This window comes from Sanguibacter inulinus (genome assembly GCF_013415325.1).
GTDB classification, from domain to species: domain Bacteria; phylum Actinomycetota; class Actinomycetes; order Actinomycetales; family Cellulomonadaceae; genus Sanguibacter; species Sanguibacter inulinus.
The window spans coordinates 39,062-60,572 of the sequence record NZ_JACBYE010000008.1 but is presented as its reverse complement, the minus strand read 5'-3'; the positions used below and the strand labels follow the sequence as shown (position 1 = coordinate 60,572).

The 21,511-nt window shown below is 71.0% G+C and carries 19 protein-coding genes; 14 read left to right on the top strand and 5 right to left on the bottom strand.

Annotated elements, in window-relative coordinates:
* The first annotated feature begins 30 nt into the window (after positions 1-30).
* The 9 genes from HZZ10_RS05235 (at position 31) to HZZ10_RS05195 (ending at position 12,713) form a co-directional block, all read left to right on the top strand.
* Positions 31-528, top strand: a complete 498-nt coding sequence (locus tag HZZ10_RS05235) for a DUF2975 domain-containing protein (protein ID WP_179912701.1) — start codon at positions 31-33, stop codon at positions 526-528.
* Complete coding sequence (locus HZZ10_RS05230; protein WP_056133498.1) at positions 528-746, top strand: helix-turn-helix domain-containing protein; 219 nt, start codon at positions 528-530, stop codon at positions 744-746. Before HZZ10_RS05235 ends, HZZ10_RS05230 begins: the two co-directional genes overlap by 1 nt.
* A gap of 133 nt (positions 747-879) precedes the next feature.
* Positions 880-2,454: a DNA polymerase IV gene (locus tag HZZ10_RS05225; protein WP_179912700.1), complete on the top strand. Its 1,575-nt coding sequence runs from the start codon at positions 880-882 to the stop codon at positions 2,452-2,454.
* A 121-nt stretch (positions 2,455-2,575) separates the two neighbouring features.
* Entirely contained in the window at positions 2,576-3,778 is a 1,203-nt protein-coding gene (locus HZZ10_RS05220) for an NAD(P)/FAD-dependent oxidoreductase (RefSeq protein WP_179912699.1), read from the top strand.
* Between the two features lie 424 nt (positions 3,779-4,202).
* Entirely contained in the window at positions 4,203-5,525 is a 1,323-nt protein-coding gene (locus HZZ10_RS05215; protein ID WP_179912698.1) for a DUF6923 family protein, read from the top strand.
* Complete coding sequence (locus HZZ10_RS05210; protein ID WP_179912697.1) at positions 5,522-7,306, top strand: sigma-70 family RNA polymerase sigma factor; 1,785 nt, start codon at positions 5,522-5,524, stop codon at positions 7,304-7,306. Before HZZ10_RS05215 ends, HZZ10_RS05210 begins: the two co-directional genes overlap by 4 nt.
* Positions 7,307-8,011: 705 nt before the next feature.
* Entirely contained in the window at positions 8,012-9,817 is a 1,806-nt protein-coding gene (locus HZZ10_RS05205; RefSeq protein ID WP_179912696.1) for a DUF7927 domain-containing protein, read from the top strand.
* Between the two features lie 105 nt (positions 9,818-9,922).
* Positions 9,923-11,350: a SpaH/EbpB family LPXTG-anchored major pilin gene (locus tag HZZ10_RS05200; protein ID WP_179912695.1), complete on the top strand. Its 1,428-nt coding sequence runs from the start codon at positions 9,923-9,925 to the stop codon at positions 11,348-11,350.
* A 433-nt stretch (positions 11,351-11,783) separates the two neighbouring features.
* Complete coding sequence (locus HZZ10_RS05195; RefSeq protein ID WP_179912694.1) at positions 11,784-12,713, top strand: class C sortase; 930 nt, start codon at positions 11,784-11,786, stop codon at positions 12,711-12,713.
* A 179-nt stretch (positions 12,714-12,892) separates the two neighbouring features.
* Here the strand turns inward: HZZ10_RS05195 and HZZ10_RS05190 are convergent, their stop codons facing one another.
* Entirely contained in the window at positions 12,893-13,729 is an 837-nt protein-coding gene (locus HZZ10_RS05190) for an NAD(P)H-binding protein (protein WP_179912693.1), read from the bottom strand.
* Positions 13,730-13,814: 85 nt separating this feature from the next.
* On the opposite strand from HZZ10_RS05190, the gene HZZ10_RS05185 reads away from it, so the two are divergent.
* Entirely contained in the window at positions 13,815-14,255 is a 441-nt protein-coding gene (locus HZZ10_RS05185) for a winged helix-turn-helix transcriptional regulator (protein WP_179912692.1), read from the top strand.
* Here HZZ10_RS05185 and HZZ10_RS05180 read toward each other — a convergent pair.
* Complete coding sequence (locus tag HZZ10_RS05180) at positions 14,227-14,715, bottom strand: GNAT family N-acetyltransferase (protein WP_179912734.1); 489 nt, start codon at positions 14,713-14,715, stop codon at positions 14,227-14,229. The two genes, HZZ10_RS05185 and HZZ10_RS05180, sit on opposite strands and share 29 nt — an antisense overlap.
* Positions 14,716-14,907: 192 nt before the next feature.
* Here HZZ10_RS05180 and HZZ10_RS05175 point away from each other — a divergent pair, with 192 nt between their 5' ends.
* From HZZ10_RS05175 to HZZ10_RS05160, 4 genes are all read left to right on the top strand, one after another.
* Positions 14,908-15,780, top strand: a complete 873-nt coding sequence (locus tag HZZ10_RS05175) for a LysR substrate-binding domain-containing protein (protein WP_179912691.1) — start codon at positions 14,908-14,910, stop codon at positions 15,778-15,780.
* A gap of 179 nt (positions 15,781-15,959) precedes the next feature.
* Complete coding sequence (locus HZZ10_RS05170; RefSeq protein ID WP_179912690.1) at positions 15,960-16,334, top strand: hypothetical protein; 375 nt, start codon at positions 15,960-15,962, stop codon at positions 16,332-16,334.
* Between the two features lie 280 nt (positions 16,335-16,614).
* Positions 16,615-17,151 (top strand): VanZ family protein, encoded by a 537-nt coding sequence (locus HZZ10_RS05165; RefSeq protein WP_308507499.1) that lies wholly within the window; start codon positions 16,615-16,617, stop codon positions 17,149-17,151.
* 299 nt (positions 17,152-17,450) lie between these two features.
* Positions 17,451-17,840: an ATP-binding protein gene (locus HZZ10_RS05160; RefSeq protein ID WP_179912689.1), complete on the top strand. Its 390-nt coding sequence runs from the start codon at positions 17,451-17,453 to the stop codon at positions 17,838-17,840.
* Positions 17,841-17,883: 43 nt separating this feature from the next.
* Here HZZ10_RS05160 and HZZ10_RS05155 read toward each other — a convergent pair whose 3' ends face one another.
* The 3 genes from HZZ10_RS05155 to HZZ10_RS05145 all read right to left on the bottom strand — a co-directional run bounded on the left by HZZ10_RS05155 (position 17,884) and on the right by HZZ10_RS05145 (position 21,388).
* Positions 17,884-19,635 carry a PP2C family protein-serine/threonine phosphatase gene (locus HZZ10_RS05155; RefSeq protein WP_179912688.1) on the bottom strand — a complete coding sequence of 584 codons (1,752 nt, stop codon included), beginning with the start codon at positions 19,633-19,635 and terminating at the stop codon, positions 17,884-17,886.
* 122 nt (positions 19,636-19,757) lie between these two features.
* Positions 19,758-20,987: an MFS transporter gene (locus HZZ10_RS05150; RefSeq protein WP_179912687.1), complete on the bottom strand. Its 1,230-nt coding sequence runs from the start codon at positions 20,985-20,987 to the stop codon at positions 19,758-19,760.
* A gap of 5 nt (positions 20,988-20,992) precedes the next feature.
* On the bottom strand, positions 20,993-21,388 hold the full coding sequence (locus HZZ10_RS05145; RefSeq protein ID WP_179912686.1) for an ArsR/SmtB family transcription factor: 396 nt from the start codon (positions 21,386-21,388) through the stop codon (positions 20,993-20,995).
* Positions 21,389-21,511 lie beyond the last annotated feature (123 nt).

Here is a 21,511-nt window from a genome sequence, read left to right as displayed (position 1 = left end):
GTGACCGTTGATCGATAGAGGAGAGCTGCCATGAGCACGATCGTCGTCCCCGCCCTGCGCGCTGTGCTCGCCGTAGCCTTCGCCGGGTCTCTCGCCGTCCTCGGTGTGATGGTCCCGCTGCTCGCAGCCGACCTCGACGACCTCTCGCCCGAGGCCGAGCACCTGCGCGTGCCGGTCCTGGGGATCGTCGTGCTCGGGATCCTCACGGTCCAGGTGGTCCTCGTGTGCGTCTGGCGGCTCCTGTCGATGGTGCGCGCAGGCACGGTGTTCTCCCACGCGTCCTTCCGCTACGTCGACATCGTCCTCGGTGCCGTGACCGCAGCCGCCCTGCTGGTCTTCGCCCTCGGAGTCGTCCTCGCCCCCGGCGAGGCTGTCGCCCCAGGGGTCGTCCTGCTCGTCGGAGGTGCCGGGCTCCTCGTCGTGCTCGCCGCGCTCGTCGTCCTCGTCCTGCGGATGCTCCTCGCCCAGGCTGTCGCCCGCGACGCGCAGGCGAAGGACCTCGAGGCCGAGCTCGAGCAGGTGGTCTGATGCCGGTGGTCGTCGACATCGACGTGATGATGGCGCGGCGCAAGATCACGGTGGGAGCGCTCGCGGACCTCGTCGGCATCACGCCGGCCAACCTGGCAGTGCTCAAGAACGGTCGCGCGAAGGCCGTGCGGTTCAGCACGCTCGAGGCGCTGTGCGAGGCCCTCGACTGCCAGCCCGGGGACCTGCTCCGCTGGGAGCCTGTCAGTCCCGAAACGTAAGATCTCCTGCCCGGCCAGCCGCGCCCGGGCTCTGTCCGGGACCGGCCGGCACCCGCCCGGCTCGCGCTCGGCACTGTCTCGGTCCGGCGTGGTCCCAGCCCGGCCCAGTCCCAGCGAAGGAGGGTGTCCAGTCGTGCCCCTCGACCGTTCTCGCGGCATCCCCGCAGCGCAGGCCGCGCTCAACGCGATGCGTGCTCCGCAGATGCGTCGCCGTCCGACGGTCGCGCACCTCGACGCCGACGCGTTCTTCGCGAGCGTCGAGCAGCACCAGAGGCCGTCGTTGCGCGGACGACCCGTCCTGGTCGGCGGCGTGGGACCGCGCGGCGTGGTGGCGACGGCGTCCTACGAGGCGCGTGCCTTCGGTGCGCGGTCGGCCATGCCGATGGAGCAGGCACGTCGGCTGTGCCCGACGGCCACCGTCGTCGTGCCGCGATTCCTCGCCTACTCTGCCTACTCGGCGCAGATCATGGCCGTCCTGCGTGAGGTCACGGACCAGGTCGAGGCCATCAGCATCGACGAGGCCTTCGCCGAGCTCGACCACCTGCCTGGCTCGAGCGCGGACCTCGAGACTCTGGCCCACGAGCTCCGCGCCCGGGCGCACGCACGGACCGGGCTGTCGGTCTCCCTGGGGCTCGGTCGCTCCAAGCTCGTCGCCAAGCTGGCCTCCGAGGCGGCCAAGCCGGGCGGCGTGCGGGTCGTGGACCCTGCCGACGAAGACGAGTTCTTGCTCGCCCTCCCGGTCCGCGCCCTGTGGGGTGTCGGGCCGGTGTCGGCCGCCAGGCTCGACCAGCTGGGCGTGCGGACCGTCGAAGACCTCCGGGCCCAGCCCCTGGACACCCTCGTCATGACGGCGGGGGAAGCAGCTGGTGCCAACCTCTACAGGGTGGCTCGTGGCTGGGACGACAGGCCGGTGACGACGGTCCGGGAGCGCAAGTCCGCGGGGGCCGAGCACACCTTCGACGACGACCTGCACGGAAGGACGGCGATCGCCACCGCGCTGGACGCCGTGACCGACTCGGCCCTGCGGCGCCTGGAGCGGCACGCTGTCGCCGCCCGGACCGTGGTGGTCAAGGTGCGGGTCGCGTCGTTCACGACGATCACCCGCTCGGTGACGCTGAGCCGACCCACCTCCGACGTCACAGCGCTGCGGCAGGCTGCCCAACGGGCCCTCGCCCTCGCCGAGGTGGTCGAGCCCGTCCGGTTGCTCGGGGTGTCCTTCCACGGTCTGTCCGAGCACTCCCAGCTGATGCTCCCGCTCGGGATGGACGTCGGGGTCGACGAGGCTGGGCCCGAGGGCGACGGGCCCTTCGGCGGCAGACGCGCCGGGAGCGACCAGTCCGGGCAGCTCGCTGCCGACGACGCGGGCGCGGACGGCCACGGTCCCCAGGGCGGCGACGGTGACCAGGACAGTGTCGACGCCCGCTCCGGGCCGGTCCGGGCGACCGCCGCGGCCCTCGCCCCGGGCCTGGACGTGCAGACCTCGAGGGACGGCCGGGGCTGGGTGGTCCACCTCCGTGACGACGGGCGGGTCGCGGTGCGCTTCGAGACCGCCGCGACGGGGCCTGGATACCAGCGCTGGGTGGACCCGGAGGTCGAAGAGCTCGTGCTCGTCGACCCGCTGGGCCCCGACGGTCTCGAGCTCGGCGCCGCGGCGGAGCCGGCAGAGGCAGGGGAGCCAGCAGAGACGGCGGAGCTACAGGGGGAGTAGGTCCACCGGTGCGTCGTCGATCGCCGGCGGCGCTCGCAGCCCTGCTCTCGACCCGCGCCGTGGCGCAAGCACGCGTAGCGTGCGAAGGGTCTTCTTCCCCGAGCCCCACGGAGCGTGCCCTATGAGCAGTCGTCGACACCATGACGTGGTCATCGTGGGAGGTGGCAACGCTGGGCTGTCGCTCGCGGGCCGTCTCCGCAGGGACGGTGCGAAGGACGTCGTGGTGGTCGAGCCTGCGCGGGTGCACCACTACCGCCCGATGCTCTCCTACGTCGCCGGTGGTCAGGCGACGCTCGACCAGCTGCGCCGCCCGCAGGACCGCGTCACGCCGTCGGGGGTGCGCTGGTACGTCGACGAGGTGGTGTCGGTCGACCCCGCCACCTCGACGGTGCACCTCGCCGGTGGTGACGAGATCGAGTACGGGGACCTTGCCGTGTGCCCAGGGTCGCAGGTCGACTGGGACGCGATCCCGGGGTCCGAGGCGGCCGTCCAGACCCCGCACGCGGCGACGAGCTATCTGCCCGGCTCGGCTGTCGACACCTGGACGATGCTCTCGACGCTCACGTCGGGACGTGCGGTCTTCGTCATCTCGAACCGGCACGTGCCGTGCGCCCCGGTCGGTCTCAAGCCGATGTTCCTCGCCCTCGACCACTGGCGGCGCACGGGTGTGCGGGATGCGATCGATGTCGAGCTGCTGGTCGAGGGTGACCGACTGGTCGACCTCGACAGGGCCGACCAACGTCTGCGGGCCGAGGCGGCCGAGCAGGGGGTCTCGGTGACCTTCGGCGCCACGGTGACCTCGGTCGATGCGGCGTCCCGTCGGCTGGCCGTCGACGTGGCCGGTGCGGGGTCCGCGTCGTCGGAGCTGACGTACGACGCGCTCTATCTCGCCCCGCCGCACCGCGCGCCCGCGTGGGTCGCGGGCAGCGGCCTCGCCTCCGAGGGGGACGGCGGCTTCCTCAGGGTCGACCCGTCCACGCTGCAGCACCCGGAGCACCCTCGCGTGTGGGGTCTGGGTGACGTCGCGGACCTCGACGCGCTGCCGTCGGGCGGGGCGCTGCGCAAGCAGGTGCCTGTCGTCGCCCGCAACATCGCGGCCCGGCGGACAGGGGCGCCGATGCGCACCTACGACGGGTACTCGATCGCCCCGGTGACCACGTCGAGGCGCAGCCTGCTGCTCGCCGAGTTCGACAGGGACGGTCGCCCGGAGCCGAGCGTGCCTGTCGTGGACCTCGTCAGGCCGCGTCTGCTCACCTGGGCCTTCGACAGGTACGTCGAGCCGCAGGTGTACTTCCGTCGCCTGCTCCAGGGAAAGGTGTCCTGACCGTGTTCCGGTCGGTCGTGTCGCCCGCAGCCGTCTCGTCTCCAGGTGTCACAGCCGGGACGGCGTGCGCTGAGCGACCCTGAGCTCGGCAGGGAGTGCCTCCCCTGGGTGTGGTGAGCGGTCAACCTGGTCACGCCTGACACCAGAGTCGCGGCGTCAGGCAGGGCGTCCTGGGGCGACGCGGTGTCCACGACGAGGCGAACCACCTAACTGCATGGTGTCGTCACTCAGAGGTCCACCCACCACCGGCGCGGCGACGGCTCGGCACTCAGAGGAGCGCTGAGCTTCTGGTTCCGTGTGGCATGCCCCCCGCACCAGTACGCAGCACAGGTCGCAGGTGCGGGCCCCCAGCCGCCCAGCACCTCACGAGTCGTCAAGCCCGTGTCGAGGGCGCGCCCACGACCCGTCGAGGAGACGCGTGACCATGGATGGAACGACCGCACGCCTGATGACCACTGCTCGCCGCCGGTCGGCACCTCCCGAGGAGTCCCACCGTGCAGCGTCGGGAGGAGTCGGCAGCCGGGCTCGCTGTGCTCTCGCGGTCGTCGTCGCCGGCGGTCTGGTCTTCGCAGCCGGCGGTCCAGCGGCAGGGGTCGCGAAAGTTCTCGTGGCTCCTCGGCCCGGAGTGGTCTACATGTCCTCAGGGACGAGTCTGTCGACCCGGCTCTCTGCTGGGACACGGACCGGCTCGTCGCTCTCTTTCTCACCTGTCGGTGCCGGCACCCCTGGAGGTGCGGCTCACCATGGGCTCGCCTCCAAGGCGAGCGACGGCAGGCTCTACGCCGTCGAGATCTCCCACGGTCAGGCCGACGTCCATCTCGTCGTGCTCGACGCAGCAGGGGCGATCACGCGCCTCGGTGCGCTCGCGAGCCTGGCCGGCCAGCACGGCACCGTCACCGGCGGGACCTTCGGCGAGGGCGTGTACTCCGACACCTACCTGGCCGTGGTCGCAGACGTGCCAGACGCGGGCGGACGAGATGTCCTGCTCGCCGTCGACATCGCCGCAGACGGGACCTTCGCGGAGACCATGACTCCGCTGGACCTGCCCGATGGTGCTCGGCTCGGCGACCTCGCTCCGTCCGGCGGGTACCTCTGGGGTGTCCACGGGCAGACGATCGTCCGGGTCGACCCCGTCGACGGTTCTGCCACAGCATGGACGTTGCCGGAGGGGACTGTCGGACCGGGGACCGGCACGGTGTTCGGGGTCGCGTGGTCGACAGGCGACGGACAGCTCGCCTTCGGTTCCCACGCGCACGGCGAGATCACGGAGATCGCCGTCTCAGACCAGGCCTCGGCCACCCCCACCTTCGAGGTCGTCGCGCGACACAGCACCCCGATCGGTCCGCAGAGCGACGGGACCTTCGTGCCCTCTGAGGAACCTGCCGAGATCCCGTCGGAGGGTGCACCCACCATCGGTCCGCGACAGCCGAGCGCGCCCGAGATCGACCCGACCGACGGGAACCGGTTCACGGGGCACGGGGTCCCCGGGGACACCATCGCCGTCACGTTCCCCGACGGCTCGACCTCCCGGACGACAGTCGAGCAGGACGGGGGATGGGTCGTCCAGCCGCCAGCCATGGACTTCGTCCACGGGCACCTCGTCGAGGCCACAGCGACAGACCTCACCGGAACCACCTCCGAGACCTCCTGCACGACGGTCGACCTCTTCCGAGCCCAGGACCCCGTGGCTGACGACGTCGCAGAGCGGCACCTCACCTCGGCGAGCCAGCGCGGTGGGCACCAGTGACGACCGACGCGCACCTGGGCGGGTTCGTCAGCTCAGCCACCACCGACGAAGACCTCCTGGTCAGCGTCCGTGCCGGCGAGAGGGACGCGTACGGCGAGCTCTGGCGCAGGCACGTGCGCGTCGCGCTCGCGGTCGCGGGCCGCTACTCGACGATCGCCGACCCCGAGGACATCGTCCAAGAGGCATTCCAGGCCGTGTTCACAGCGGTCTGCGACGGTGGCGGTCCCACGCGCGGATTCCGCCCCTACCTGGCTCGGACCGTGCGCAACGTCGCGGTCAGCATCTCGCGTCGCCGTCGCGCCGAACCTGTCGGTGGCCTGACCGAGCTCGCCGACAGGCTCGACGTCTCGGTCCCCGGCCACGACGAGCAGAGTGCAGACAGGGTGGTCCTGGTGAAGGCCTTCCAGTCCTTGCCCGAGAGGTGGCGGGCGATCCTCTGGATGACAGAGGTCGAGGACATGCCTGTCCAGGATGCTGCTGACAGGCTCGGGATAGCTCCGAACGCCGGGGCTGCCCTCGTCCGACGCGCGCGGGAAGGGCTGCGCAGGTCGTGGCTCGCAGCGCACGTCGGGGGCAGCGAGCGGGGCCCGGAGTGCCGCTGGGTCGTCGAGCACCTCCCGCTCTCTGAGCGGGGCCACGCGACCCCGCGCCATCAGGACCGCATCGACGCCCACACCGCCACGTGCCAGGACTGCGCTCGCACCGCGACCGAGATCGCCGCCGTCGCTCGGCGGCTCCCCGCGGTCCTCCTGCCGGTCTTCTTCACCGGGGGAGCGGCGGCCGAGCATCTGCTCGCGGGGGTCCCGGTCGCGCTGCCTGGCGACGTGGGGTCTGTCGGCGGTGCTGTCGTCGACCATCGGCCTGTCAGCGACGTGCCCGGTCGCGCGGCTCTCGGCGAGGCTTCGTCCGGCGCCCCGTGGAGGATGACGTCACTGGCAGTGAGCCGGCGGGTCGCGGCCGCCGTGGCCGTGGTGGTGATGACAGCCGTCGCAGTCGGCGCCGGGGTCGTCCTCCTCGACCGCAGCCCGTCCTCGGCTTCGGCTGGACCAGTGACGGGATCCGCCGACCCGGCTCAGATCCTGACGGCGCCCTCGGCCTCGGACGATCCTGGTACCGAGAGCGAAACCGGGGCGCCCGCCGCCGACTCGCCTGCACCGGGCACGACCTCCGCGCCTTCCGCACCGCCCGGCACCACCACGACGTCCGAGGTGGGTGTGCCACCGCCGCCGCGCGACGCAGCGACGTCGTCTCTCGATGCAGACGTGCCCCTCGACGTGACTGGCGCGCCCGCCTCAGGCCTGCAGGAATGGGTGCCCGTGATCAGCGGGACCGGGACGTCCGGGTCGACGGTCGAGGCCGTGCTGGCCGACGGGTCGCCCGTCGGCTCGGCCCAGGTCACCGACGGGGCATGGTCGATCGAGCTCGACGCCTCCCTCGCAGCGGACGTCGAGCACGCGGTCGCCGTCCGCTACGAGGGTGACCGGCACCTGGTCGACGTCGGCAGGTACACGGTCGTCGCGCCGCTGGTGACAGGTGTCGAGGTCGTCGAGAGCCAGACCGGTGTGCACGACGTCGTCGTCCTCGTGACGGGGACCTGCGGGCAGGCGGTCGAGGCGTCGGTGGTCGGGACCGACCGCGCGGCGTCTGTGGTACTCGGGAGCTGCACGACGCGTGTCCCCCTGTCCGCTGTCCCCTCTGGGACCCACAACGTCGAGCTGCGCTACGTCGACCTGGTGCAGGGCCGCGTCGGGGCCGTGCGGAGCATCTCCGTCTCCGTCTGACGGCCAGCCCGGGCTGCGTGCCGGGGTGTGGTGACGTGCGGTGGGCTCTGGTTTGCGCCCCCGGCGCCACCCAGGGCGCGATTGTGGTGCGCATCACACGGTCAACCAGGGATCGGTGCTGATTCTCCCGTCATGCCGACGGCGGTCCAGAACGTCTTGTCACCGAGAGAACATCACCGCACCGAAGGACGGACCGATCCAGTGAGAGCACCACGCAGAGCCCGCGCGTCCAGCGGCGGCGCCCTACGCCCCACCCGAGGCAGACGCCACGCAGCGACCGCGGCATCCCTGGTGGTGCTTGCATCTCTGCTCACGGCGGGCAGCGTGCAGGCTGCCGGCGGAGAGGTCGCAGCTCAGCGTCTCGACCTCGCGCGGGACCCCGGGTGGGCATCCAGGGCTCTCAGTCCTGGTGAGCTCGGGCAGGCTGTCGTGTCCGGCTGGGCCCCGGCAGCCGACAGCAACTCCGCGTCCGCCGAGCTCCCTGGAGGCGTCGGATCGGTCCATCTCGTGGGCCCCGAGTCGGACCGGCTCACGGCTGGACGGTCTCAGCAGTTCGTCCGTGCCCCGTTGACCCCGGTTGTCTCGGCTCTCCCCGACGCTCCGACCGACCTCAACCCCGAGACTGCGAGCTGCCTCCAGGAGATTCCGTCACGTCCGCGACCGACGGTCGGCTATCAGAAGACGTGCGGACAGCGTGAAGCGACCGTGACCTTCGAGCGTCCGACTGTTGACCCCATCCTCTGGGTCGCCACGGGGCTCTTCGGGCCGGTCCCGAATGCCGACAACCTCAGGCCTCAGTGCTACCTCACCTGGCAAGACGTCGCGATCGCGGGGATCGACGGCACGGCCCCCGACGGACAGCGGCTAGAGCTTGTCAGCACGGCCGACTCCGTGAAGGCCTTCGATGGTGGCACCGTGGTCTACGACTTCGAGTCCGACCCTGCAAATTGCCGCGCCGTCCTCGACAGCCCGGCCGGCTACGCGGGCGTCCAGGTGACCGGGCTCGTCTCGAGCGTGACGCTCAGGCTCGACCACGTCGTGAAGATCACGGCGCTCGACGCCTCAGGGAATCACTCGTCCAACACGCTCGCCCAGCCCCGCTTCAGCCTGACCACCAGTGCCGACGTCGTGGACCTGGCGGTCTCGACAGCTGCTCCGGCGACGGTCTCCCCTGGAGAGACCTTCGAGTGGACGCTCGAGGCCACCAACGTCGGACCGTCCGCGTCGCACGGTCTCATCGTCGCCGACGTGGTCCCCGAGGAGGTCGCTGAGGTCGTCCTCGTCGACGCTCCCGAGGGATGCGTCCTCGACGGCCGAGACCTCTCGTGCGCGGTCGCCCCGCCGGGCTGGACCGTCAGCCAGGACGCCGCGATGGCGACGCTCGCTAACCTCTCCGGTGGGGATCCCTCGGCTGTCGGTGAGGTCCTCGGCGACGGGGAGAGCTTCGGCCCGATCACCCTGCGGGGCACGGCGCCGGTGACGCCCGGCGCCGAGATCGTCACGACGGCCTCGGTGTCCGGCGTGGACTCCGACCTCGACCTGACCAACAACACAGCCCAGACCCTCACCACCGTCAGCGCTGCAGACTGGTCGGTCGCCAAGGCTGTGACGAGCTCGGGGGACACCACCTACCCATCACCCGGTGACACCCTCACCTACACGGTCACGGCCACGAGCACGACGGGTGATGTCGCAGACGTCGTGCTGACCGACGACCTCACCGACGTGCTCGCCCACGCTGACCTCGTCCCTGGCTCGGTCCGGTACACGGTCGGGTCCGAGCCTGGAGAGCAGCTGGCGGACCCGACAGCGCAGGACCCCGTCGTGGTGGTCGGCCCGACGTCACTCAGCGCAGGGAGCACGGCGACGCTCAGCTATTCCGTCGTCGTCCACGACGACGCGTGGAGCACCGTGCTCGCCAACACCGTCACCGCCACGGGCTCGACCCCGCCGTCCACCTGCGCTGCGGGCTCCTCGTCGCTCGACCCTGCCTGCTCCACCTCGACGACGACGACAGCGCGTCTCGAGCTGCTCAAGCAGGGTGAGGTCAACGATGAGCTCGTCGCTCTTGACGGCGCAGCCTTCGAGGTGGTTGCCGACGTGGAGGGGACGCTCGGCGAGGTCGTCGACTCTCTGCCCGTGTCACCGGTCGCCGACGCCCCTGGGGCCTTCGAGATCCCGGGTATCGCACCGGGCACCTACTGGCTCCGAGAGACGGTCGCCCCGCCAGGGCACGAGCTCCTCGCGACCGCCGTGAGGTTCGACGTGGCGGCAGACGGCACCGTCACGCTGCCCGACCCGGCCTCCGCCCCTCAGGTCGCGGCCTCGGGCGGACAGCTTACGGTCACCGACGTCCCCACCTTCCACATGCCCGAGACCGGGTCGGCGGGCGCAGGTCGCCTCGTCACGGTCGGGCTCCTCCTGCTCGCAGGTGCTGTCGCAGCGACAGCCGTCCTCGGGCCCCGAAGCCACCCCCTGTCCCTCACCACCCTCCGGAAGCGGAGGCGCTGACGACCGAGACGCAGAGACGACAGACCCCGCCAGGTCTCACGACCGGGCACCAGCATCACACCGGACCCTCGTGGTCCACGAGAACTCATCAGGAGCACATCACACATGGCACTCACCTTCCGCGGATCTGCGCTCGTCGCAGCACTCGCACTGGCTGCCGTCGGCGTCGGCGGTTCCCCCGCCGTCGCGGCGACCACCATCGACCCGGAATCCGTCGCGTCGCTGTCGATCCACAAGTTCCAGCACCCCGAGACCCCGACCGGCCTGCCCTCGGACGGGACCGAGATCGACCCGTCTGCCCTCACCGGGCTCACAGCGCTCGGAGGAGTCGGCTTCACGGCCACCCAGGTACCCGGGATCGACCTGACGACGAACGCCGGCTGGTCCTCGGCCGCCGAGCTGACGGTCGACACGGCTGCCTCCGCTGTCGCCGGCCTCCCCGGTCTCAGCGGCGTGACCGCTGCCGACGGTCAGCTGACCTTCTCCGACCTTCCACTCGGTCTGTACTACGTCGAGGAGACACTCACCCCGGCCGGTGCACGGGCCGCTGCGCCGTTCCTCGTCACGCTCCCGCTCACCGACCCGGTGACCTCGGGTGAGTGGCTGTACGACGTGCACGTCTACCCGAAGAACGTCATCACCACGGCGGGCAAGACCGTCACCGACGCTGGCACGAAGGTCGGCGACGTCGTGACGTGGACCATCACCGGCGACATCCCTGTCGGCGGACGGACCGATGCCTACAGGGTCGTCGATCCTCTCGACTCTCGGCTCGAGCACGTGTCGACCACGGCGACGCTCACCAACGGCACGACGCTGACCGAGGGTGTGCACTACACCTCCGCGCTCGACGTCGCGACGAACACCGTGACTGTCGACTTCACAGCAGCAGGGCTCGACGTCCTCGCCGCCAACGAGGGCGCACAGGTCCAGGTGATCATCGAGACGACAGTCCTCGAGGCCGGCGAGATCGAGAACATCGCCTCGATCTTCCCGAACCAGCCCAGCATCGACGAGGGCAACCCCGTCGTCACCCCGCCGGCAGTCACGAAGTTCGGCGCGATGACCGCGCAGAAGGTGAACTCCGAGGGCCAGGTTCTCTCCGGCGCTCAGTTCCAGGTCTTCACGTCTCTCGAGAACGCTCGGACCCGCACCCAGCCGGTCGCCCTCGGGGGCGTCAGCACGTGGACCAGTGCTCAGGACGGCCTGCTCACGATCTCGGGGCTCGGCTACTCGAACATCGTCGACAACGTCGTGATCGACGACCCGGCGGACTGGGTCCAGTACTACCTCGTCGAGGTCGTCGCCCCGTCCGGGTACGAGCTGCTGGCCGAGCCGATCGCCTTCACGGTGACGAGCGACGACACCACCGTCGACCTCACGATCGAGAACACCGAGGCGAACGGCGGCTTCGAGCTCCCCATGACAGGTGCTCAGGGCGTCACGACCATCATCGCGGCAGGCGTCCTGCTGCTCGTCGGCGCTGCCGCGCTCAGCATCCGCTCGCGTCGTTCGTCGCGCGCGGACCGCTGATCGAGGTCGCCGTCGGCCGTCCGTAGGTGCCCTTCACGGCACCTACGGACGGCAGCTCGCAGGAGTCGCCTCCTGCCAGCAGGCGCACGACGCCACCTCCGGACGGGAGGCGACAGCAGTCGCCACCAGACGAGCGGCGCGCGACGTGCAGTGTTCACGGAGAGGGTGCGCGGGCACGAGCCCCGCACCCTCTCACCTACGACAGGACGGACGGTCTGACGTGGCCCCGCGACCACCACGTGCAGCAAGCCATCGAGCGCCCCGTCGGGCACCCCGACGCAGCGCGGGGAACGTCCAGCGCTCGCGGACGCGCGCGCCCCGAGGGACGGTCGTCCGTCGGTCGCTCGTCGCGCTCCTCGCTGTCGCCGGCGCATCGGTCCTCCTCTATCCCTCGGCAGGGAACTGGTTCTCGGACCGCGCCCACGCGGCGGAGGTGTCCGGGTACACCGAGACTGTCGACTCGCTGCCTGCGGGCGAACGGTCGGAGATCCTCGACCGGGCTCACGAGTACAACCGGTCGCTCGCGACCGACCGCATCGAAGACCCGTACGGGTTGGCCGCAGCGACAGCCGCGGCCGCAGCCCCGGCCGCCGAGTCCGAGCAGGAGTCAGGAGGACCCGAGGTGACCGAGACGACCGATGCTTCTGGCGACCCGGCAGCGACTGACCCGGCAGTGCCTGAGCAGACGGCGACTGGCCCGGCAGACTCCGCCAGCGCGTCGGACGGCCCGGGTCTCGACTATCTCGACCAGCTGCGGCTCGGGACCTCCGACACGATGGCGCGGCTCCGCATCCCGACCATCGGTGCGTCGCTCCCCGTCTTCCACGGCACGAGCGACGAGACGCTCGAACGTGGTGTCGGGCACCTTCAAGGATCAGCCCTGCCCGTCGGAGGTGCCGGCACCAACAGCGTCTTGACCGGTCACAGCGGGATCCCGCAGTCGCGGCTCTTCACAGACCTGCACGACCTGGTCGCCGGTGACGTGGTGACAGTCGAGGTGGTGGGGGAGACCCTCACCTACCAGGTGGACCGGATCGACACCGTGCTGCCCACCGAGACCGACCTGCTCCAACCTGTCCCTGGGGCTGACCTGCTGACCCTGGTCACCTGCACGCCGATCGGTGTCAACACCCACAGGTTGCTGGTGCAGGCGCACCGCGTGGACGAGGCAGACCTACCCGCAGCGGTGATCGTCGCGGGAGCCGCTGGCGCAGGGTTCCCGTGGTGGGGGCTGGTGTGGTCCGGCGCACTGACGTGGGGCCTGTGGTTCGCCGTCAGGCCTGCGGCCCTCACCCGCGCCGGAGCAGTCGGCCGTCACCGGGTGCCCGCCCGTGGTGGACGTCGAGGGGTGGCGGTGCGCTGACGCCGACCAAGCCCTGTGGGCTAGCGTCCCTCCGTGGTCGTCTGGCTCGACGGTCCCTTCGGAGCGGGCAAGACCACGGCGATCAACCTAGAGGTCGTCGCCGAGTCTGTCCTCGCTGCCCTGCCGCGTGCGCTCGTGCGCCGGTCGAGGGTGGAGTCGACCCTCGCGGCCCCGGTGTCCTACGCTCCGAGTGGCCCTCGAGGAGCTTCGACAGGACGACCAGCCGACGCCGCCCCGACTGCCACAGCCAGCGCATCCGCCGGCGGTCGGTCCAGCAGCCCGGTGAGGTCGTCGCTAGAAGTGCTCAAGAACCCGTGGCGCACGCTCGAGGCGATCGACAGGAGCATCGGCGGCTGGAACGGCAGCAGCGAGCCGTCCGCGAGGAGCCGTGCACGGTACTCACCGAGGCCGATGCTCTGGTGAGGGACCTCGAGCCGCTCCGCGACGTCACCGGCAGTGATCGGATCACCGACGAGCTCGTAGGTCGCACCTGCGTGGGCGGAGGGCTGAGCGGCGACGAGGGCTGCGACCGCTGCGAGGTCGGCTCGTACCACAGCCGACAGCGCGCCGTCGCCGAAGGGCGACTCCAGGCCGTCCGGGCCCCAGCTCAGCAGCCCCCCGAAGAGCTCCGCGTAGAGGCCGTTGCGCAGGATCGTCCAGCCGAGACCGCTGCCCCTCACCAGCTCCTCGGTGGCCCGGTGGGCGAGCGCGAAGCCGAGGTGGTCACCCGCGCCGGTCAGGCTTGTGTAGACCACATGGGTCACACCGTCGCGGGCCGCAGCGCCGAGGAGGGCTGCGTGCCGGGCGATCACCTGGTCGTCTTCGGCATAGCCGGCCGAGACGAGCACCAGCGTCGAGACGCCGGTGAGGTCGAGGCTCGCCGGGTCGTCGAAGTTCACGAGGCGCTGCCCGTCGGTGGGCCTCCTCGTGCCTCCGAGAGCCGGCACCCCGCGGCTGCTCAGCTCGTGGAGCGTGAGAGAGGCGAGCTGTCCGGTCGCTCCGGTCACCATGATCATCGTGGTCGAGTCTCCTGTCGTGGTCGTGCCCAGCGGATACGGTGATCCTCGACCGGCCGCGACCCGCCCACAAGGAGGCACTTCGATGTCACTCACGCACACAGGTGTGACTGCTGGACCCGCCGAGCTCGATCCCTGCGGGCAGCCTGAGCACCCCGACTGCGGGATCCGTGACCTCCTCGACCGCGTGGGCGACACGTGGTCGGTCTTCGTGATCGTCGAGCTCGCCAACGGCCCGCGGCGCTTCGGCGAGCTCCAGCGCGCCATCGACGGCATCTCCCAGCGGATGCTCACCCTGACCGTGCGCAGGCTGGAGCGCGACGGCCTCGTGACCCGGACGGTGTACGCGACCGTGCCCGCGCAGGTCGACTACAGGCTGACGGAGACCGGGGCGAGCCTCACCCACCTGGTCAAGGCGCTGGCCGACTGGTCGCTCGCCCACCGCGAGGTCATCGCCGACGCGCGGTCGGCCTACGACGCGCAGCACCCGGACAACGTCATGCGTCGGGGGCGGCCGTCGTCCTGACGGCCTCGTGGGCGAGGTCCAGGTCCATGAACACGTCGGCCCGCTCGTAGGGGGACGGTTCGCGCCGGTCCGCAGGGACGTGCTCGAAGCCGACAGACTCGTAGAGCCGCACCGCCGCGACGAGAGCCGTGTTGCTCTCCAGGACGAGTCGGCTGAAGCCCATCGAGCGCGCCGTCTCGATGGCTGCCGTGATGAGCGCCCGGCCCAGACCCGTCCCGCGGCGGTCCTGCGCGACGGTCATCTTCGCCAGCTCGGCGACGCCGGGACCGTGCGGGAGCAGCGCGACGCACCCGATACGCGCCTCGCCGTCGCGGGCGATCAGGACAGCACCTCCGGCGTCGACGACCGCGGCCTGCGGGTCGAGCATCACAGCGAGGTCGGTCTCCTCGAGGGCGAAGTGCTGGGTGATCCATCCGGCGTTGAGGTCGTGGAAGGCGCGCGCGTCGGCTGCGCCGGCCATCGGGGCGATGGACACGGGAGCCGGTGCCGGCGCCCGTGCTGAGTCTGGAGCTGGAGCTGGAGCTGGAGCTGGAGCTGGAGCTGGAGCCGGTGCGGGCTGCGGCGTGGAGGTCGTCGAAGTCATGACGTCAGTCTCCGACCTCCGATGGGTGCACGTCCAAGATGAGAATCGGCATATCGATAAACTCTGTGCATGGATCTCGAGCCGCGCGCCCTCCGTCCGTTCCTCGCGGTCGCCGACCTGCTGCACTTCGGCCGCGCCGCCGAGTCGCTCCACATCGCGCAACCTGCGCTGTCGCAGCAGATCAAGCGGCTCGAGCGAGACCTGGGGGTCGAGCTGTTCGTCAGGTCCTCACGCAGCGTGGCGCTGACTGCGGCCGGCCAGGTGCTGCGCGATCGCGCGCGAGCTCTCCTGGCGCAGGGCGAGAAGGACGCCGACGAGGTGGTGCGGGTCGCCAGGGGAGAGCAGGGACGGCTCGACGTCGGCTTCGTCAGCTCGGCGTTGCCGCTCGGTCCCGTGCGTCGGGTCCAGCAGTTCCGCGACGAGCACCCGCTCGTCCAGGTCCACCTCACCGAGGGCTGGACGGCGCACCTCCTCGCACGGCTCCTGCGCGGCGACCTCGACCTCGCGATCGTCCGTGACCCCGACGCCGTCGACGGCGTCGAGCTGACCCCTTTCCACACGGAGCGCTTCGTCGCCGCGGTGGCGTCGACGCACCGCCTCGCCGGGCGGTCGAGCATCCGTGGAGAGGAGATCGCAGGGGATCCCTTCGTGTTCTTCCCGCCCGGGGCCGGCGCTCTCGCGACAGCGCGCAACCTCGCCCCCGTCGTGGCTGGCGGTGCGATCCCCGAGGTCGTGCAAGAGGCGTCCAACTGGACGACGCTCCTGCACCTGGTCGCGGCAGGGGTCGGGGTGACCGTCGCGCCCGTCAGCGCGATGCTCACGGCTCCGAGCGGGGTGGTCGCCCTCGAGCTCGACGGCGAGCACGAACCGAGCACCCTCGCCTGGGCGTCGCGCGCCGACGACACGAGGCCCGTGCTCCGGCGGTTCGTCGACGCGGTGTGAGCCGTCGCGCAGCGCGAGGGCCTCGGGTTCGTGCGCTTCGGGAGGAGCGACGTCCGAAGTCCGACGTCCGACGTCCCACGTCCGACGAACGTCGGCCTGTCTGACCCGTCGTCTGGCGTCCCCGGCATAGATTGGTGCGCGCAGGACACACCTCACGATCCATCTGAAGGAGAGCGGCCGTGCGCAGCAGCAACCGGGACGACGTCGACCCGATCCTCAGCCGAGAGGTCACCGAGGCTCTCAACGCCTCGATGCCCGCGGTGGTCGCGTCAGCCGCTCGGGCGCAGCTCGCCTCGACGATGCTGCTGACGTGCTCGACCTGCGGTGTCGTCCTCGGGCTGCTCGCCGCGATCTTCGGCTCGACGGTCTCGAGCGGGCTCGCCGTCCTGGCCGGGATCCTCGTGGCCTTCGCGCTGCTCATCGCGACCATGCTCGTCGCGCTCGTCATCGGTCTCCGGGCCAAGCGGGCGAGGGCCCAGATCGCTGCAGTGGTCGAGCGGGACCACCACGGGAGGCTCGTCCGCGTGCAGGGTCGTCAGGTCTACGTCCGCTGACGGTCCAAGGGAGCAACCGAGGGGCGCGGCACAGGCGCTCGGCGGAGCGGCCTGCGTTCAGGCGATGTGACGGGACGACCCCCGTCGTCCACCCGTGGGCGCAGCGGGCCGTCCGAGGATCATGCCTCCGGTGGATCTCTTCCCTGGTCGCTCCGGCCTACGGTGTCGGACGGACAGCCCTGAGGCACTGAGCAGGTCGTCGTGCGCAGGCCGCACCGACGTGCTCTGCGTTCGCAGGTCGACGCTGTCGTCTCGACATCTGCCGCGGGGAGAATCTCACGTGTTCCGTCAGGTACCGGTAGTCCCGGTCGTCGTCCCCGTTGCTGCGGTGGTCGTCATGGTCCTGCTCTGGTCTCTTCGCAGACGTGAGCTCCTCACAGGTCGCCGGGCTGCTGTCGCACTCGCTGTCGGCGTGTACGTCGCAGGGGTCCTCGCGAACACGGTCTTCCCGATCTTCCTCGACAAGCCCTCGGCCGACCAGCCCTGGGACACGTACCTGAACCTGGTGCCGCTGGCCGGCTACGAGGTGCGCGACGCGGTGATCAACATCGTGGTCTTCGTGCCGCTGGGGATCCTCGTCCCGCTCTTCCTGCCCCGAGCGCGGTGGTGGAGCGTGCTCGGTCTCGGTGCGGGCTTCAGCCTGCTCATCGAGGTGGTGCAGTACGTCACCGCGCGCCTCCTGGGCGGCGGCCACGTGGCAGACGTGAACGACCTGCTCTTCAACGTCCTCGGTGCCGCACTGGGCCTCGCGCTGCTCGGAGCGGCGACTCGGCGACCACGCGCCAGATCGACCATCGACGAGTTTCGCTGGCGTTGAGCGCCGAGGCGCAGGGCTGCTCGGGCGTGCCGGACACATCGGACGTAGGGTCGCGGAGTGCGTGGCGGCGCGCGGGCGCCGTGGGTTCCGTGGGCGCCGCGGGCGAGAACTCTCGCCCAGGCTCGCAGGCTCACCGACCTCCTCGAGCACCTGCTGTGCGCACCGGCCCAGGGCAGTCCGGTCTCGCTCATCCTCATCGGCCCACCGCCGACCCCTGTGGGAGGACCTGCACGATCTCAGCCCCCGGAGCACCCGTGCCACCGATCCAGTACGCCCACCCTCCTCGAGGGCATCGCGCTGTGCGCACGTGGCACCTCGCCTCGACCAGAGACCTCGCGGGTCTGCGCGCGGACGTCTCGAAGATCCTCACCGGCGACCACTGGTCTGCCCCAGAGCAGTCCGTCGACGGGCTCGTGCTCATCGCGAGCGAGCTGGCGACCAATGCGTTGCGCCACGGCGGCGGGTCGGCCACGGTCCACCTGAGCACCGACGGACCGACCTGTCTGCTCGAGGTCGTCGACCGTGCTCCTGGGGCACCCCCGCAGGTGGCCGTCGACCGGGACAGCGGGGATGGTGGCTTCGGGCTCGTCCTGGCCCTCGGCGTCGCCCGGGAGATGGGCTGGTTCCGCACCGAGACGTCCAAGTGCGTTTGGACTGTCCACACGGCCCCCGTCGACGCCCCGCAATGAGGGACCTCTCGGGACAGACAGTGACCTGACCGGTCGACCCGGGTCAGACGATCGGTCCGGGCACGTCCGACCCAGGTCCGGCCTCGGGCGGGCGCGGCCGGTTCTCCGGGTAGGGACGCACCAGGACCAGCGCGACGTCGTCGGCCGCCTCCGAGGGGGCGAGCGTCGCCAGGACGTGGTCGGCGAGCTCGTCGAGGGTCTTGGTGTGGCCACCCCGCAGTGCGTCGACCAGCGCCGCGGTGCTCGTGGTCCAGGGCACCCCGCGGCGCTCGGTGAGGCCGTCCGTGTAGAGGAAGAGCGTGTCCTTGGGGTGCATGTTGACGCTGTGCTCGGTGCGGGGCGTGCCTGCCAGGACCCCCAGGAGCGGGTCGTTGCGACGGTCGAGGATCTCGATGGTCCCGTCCGCGCGGAGCAGCAGCGGGTGGGGGTGCCCGGCGTTGGTCCAGCGGACCGTGCGCACCCCGTCGAGGCGACCCACGGGGTCTTGCTCGAGTCGAGCCATGATCGCGGTGGCCGTCGCCGAGGAACCGAGGTTGAGACCCGCGATGGCTTCGTCGGTGCGTTCGAGGACCGTCGCCGGGGGATGGCCGCTGTCGTAGGCGATCGCCCGGATCAGCCCGCGCAGCTGCCCCATCGCGGCCGCGGCGTGGTAGTCGTGGCCGGTGACGTCACCGATCACGAGTGTCGTGGCACCGTCCTTGGTGAGGAACGCGTCGTACCAGTCTCCGCCGATCTCGAGGTCGCGCGCTGCCGGTTGGTACCGGACCACCAGGTGCAGGTGGTCGGGCTCGGGGGGAGCCGTGAACAGGGAGTGCTGCAGGGCGATCGAGGTCTCCCGGGCCTTGGCGTGCTCGAGCTCGAGGACCTGTGCCCTGGCGTCGAGGAAGTCGACCTCGATGCGCTGGAGCGTCGCGGCGCGCAGCGCCCCGGACAGGGCCGCGGCGATCAGCAGCGCGAAGCCGCGCAGGGCCGCGTCGAAGGGGCGTGTGGGGGCGACGTCCAGGATCAGTGCACCGTCGGCGTCGCCGTGGTCGGTCGAGGACAGCGGGGCCACGATCACGGAGCCCGCGACCGTCACAACCCGTGAGCTCAGGACCGGGTCGAGCACGTCTGCGCCTGTCTCTCGGGCCAGCGCAGGGTCTCCGGTGACGACGGTCCCCGGTGCGGCCGGGGTGCGCAGGACGATCGAGCACCGCGCGAGGTCGGGGCTCGCGGTCAGCAGGTCGATGGCGGTCTGGGCGATCGTGGCGGGGTCGCTCGGGGTGCGCTGGAGCTCGGCGTAGAGGGAGTCGACCAGGGCGAGTCGCCGCTGGGTGACGACCTGGGTGGTGGTCTCGGTCGCGATGCCCAAGATCCCCGCGACCTCACCCCAGTCGTCGAGCAGGGGGCTGTAGGAGCAGGTGAAGAAGGTCTCCTCGACGAAGCCGGACCGGTTGACCATCAGCTGTTCGTCTGCGGCCCAGGTGGGGAGACGGCTCGTCATGACCTGCTCGACGGTCGCGCCCAGGCCGTCCCAGACCTCCTCCCACACCGTCGCGAGCGGTGCGCCGAGGGCCGCCAGGCGCTTGTGGGTGCCGAGCATGTCGCGGTAGGCGTCGTTGAAGATCATCGTGAGGTCGGGGCCCCAGGCGATCATCACCGGAAACTTCGTGCTGAAGCACATCCGCGCGGTCTGGCGCAGGGACTCGCCCCACGTGGACATCGCCCCCAGAGGCGTGGACTCCCACGCGAGCTCGAGCGTGGCCGAACCCATCGAGCTGCTGCGAGCAGTCGGACCGAACCACGCTGTGTCCATGGCGTCAATGTACTGCGCACGGGCGTGCGCACGGCCACGGTCCGCGGGAGCAGATCGGCGCGGCTTTCAGGACTGCCCTCTGGCAGACCGCGCTGGGCTGCCGGGAGGCCTGTGCGGGGAGGTCAGCCCGCAGGTGTCAGCGCCGGGACCGGGCGAGGTGCAGGCCACGCGGTGCGCGCGACGGCCAGTGCTCCAGCCCCCAGGGCGGCGAGGACCACGGCGGTCCACGGCAGGCCGACGAGGGCCCCGAGCACCCCGGCGGTGGGGTAGGTGAGGATGAAGCAGGCGTGGGACAGCGAGAACTGCGCGGCGAAGACCGCGGGTCGGTCCGCCTCGTCCGACGCGCGGCGCAGGAGCCGTGAGGACGGAGTCGAGACCAGCGCGGTGGCTGCACCCAGGACGGCCCAGGCCCCGATCAGGGCGATCCACTGGGGGGTGCCCGCGTCCATGGCCGTGATGACGGCGACCGCGACCAGGCCGACGGGCAGGATCGCGGCGCCGGTGAGCATGACGGTGTGGTCGGGGGACCTGTCGAGGACCTTCGGCAGGCACAGTGCCACGAGCATCGATCCGCCGCCGTAGGCGGCGAGCAGGATCGCGACGTCGGTCTGCGGGCGCTCCAGGCGGCCCTGGACGAGCACGACGGTGTTGACGATGACCATCGCCGTCGAGGTGGCCACGACCAGGTTGAGGAAGAGCAGGCTGCGCAGCTCGCGGACGCGCCAGAAGATGCGTGCTCCCCGGGTGAGCCTGTCCAGGAACGGCGCGGCCGTGGCCGGTGCCCGGGATGGGAAGCTCGTGGCCAGGACGAGCAGCGCCGAGCCGACGAACCCGACGAAGGTCCCCACGAAGAGGTTGTGGTAGCTCATCACAGTCAGCAGCGCTGCGGCCAGGGCAGGGCTGACCAGTGCCTCGAGGTCGTAGGCCAGACGGGAGAGCGACAGTGCACGGGTGTACTGACCCTCGTCGGGGAGCACCTCGGGGATCACCGCCTGGAACGTGGGGGTGAAGGTGGCCGAGGCGGCCTGGAGGACGAAGATCAGTACGTAGATCTGCCAGATCTCGCCCACGAAGGGCAGCGAGAGGGCCACCGCGGCTCGGGCCACGTCAGCGCCGATCAGGACCTTCTTGCGCGCGATGCGCCCGGTGATCGCCGAGACGACAGGTGCCACGCCGACATAGGCGAGCATCTTGATCGTCAGCGCGGTGCCCAGGACGAGGCCGGCATCGCTGCCGGCGAGGTCGAAGGCGAGGAGCCCGAGGGCGACCGTGAGGAGCCCGGTGCCCACCAGGGCGATCACCTGGGCGCTGAAGAGCTTGCGGTAGGCGCTGTCGCGCAGCACGTCGAGCATCGTCGTCAGCGCTCCTCAGGAAGGTGCTCGTGGTGCGCCGGAGCCAGCGGCATCGCGGTCTCGTGGTGCGCCGGAGTCTCGTCGAGGGCGTGCTCGGCCTGGAACACAGCCTCACCGACCAGGTGTCGTGCGTGCTCGTCGGTCAGGCTGTAGAAGGCGCGGGTGCCGTCCTTGCGGACAGCGACCATCCGAGCCCACCGCATCTTCGCCAGGTGCTGAGAGACGATCGTCGGGGTCTTCTCGACCACCTCCGCGAGCTGGTTGACGGACAGCTCACCGCCACGCAGCGCGATCACGATGCGGATGCGGGTGGCGTCAGAGAGCAGACGGAAGACCTCGGCTGCCATCTCCACGTACTGGCTGTCCACACCAAGACTGCAGACCTTCTTATCTTCACTCATGTGCAGATAGTAGTTCCGGTGGATGGTGTGCTGCGAGCGTGGCGGAGCGGGGCTCGCGGGCGGGTCGCTGTGGACGGCGTGCCCGTCGAGGAAAACCCGGTTCCGGCGGACTGCTTCCAGCCG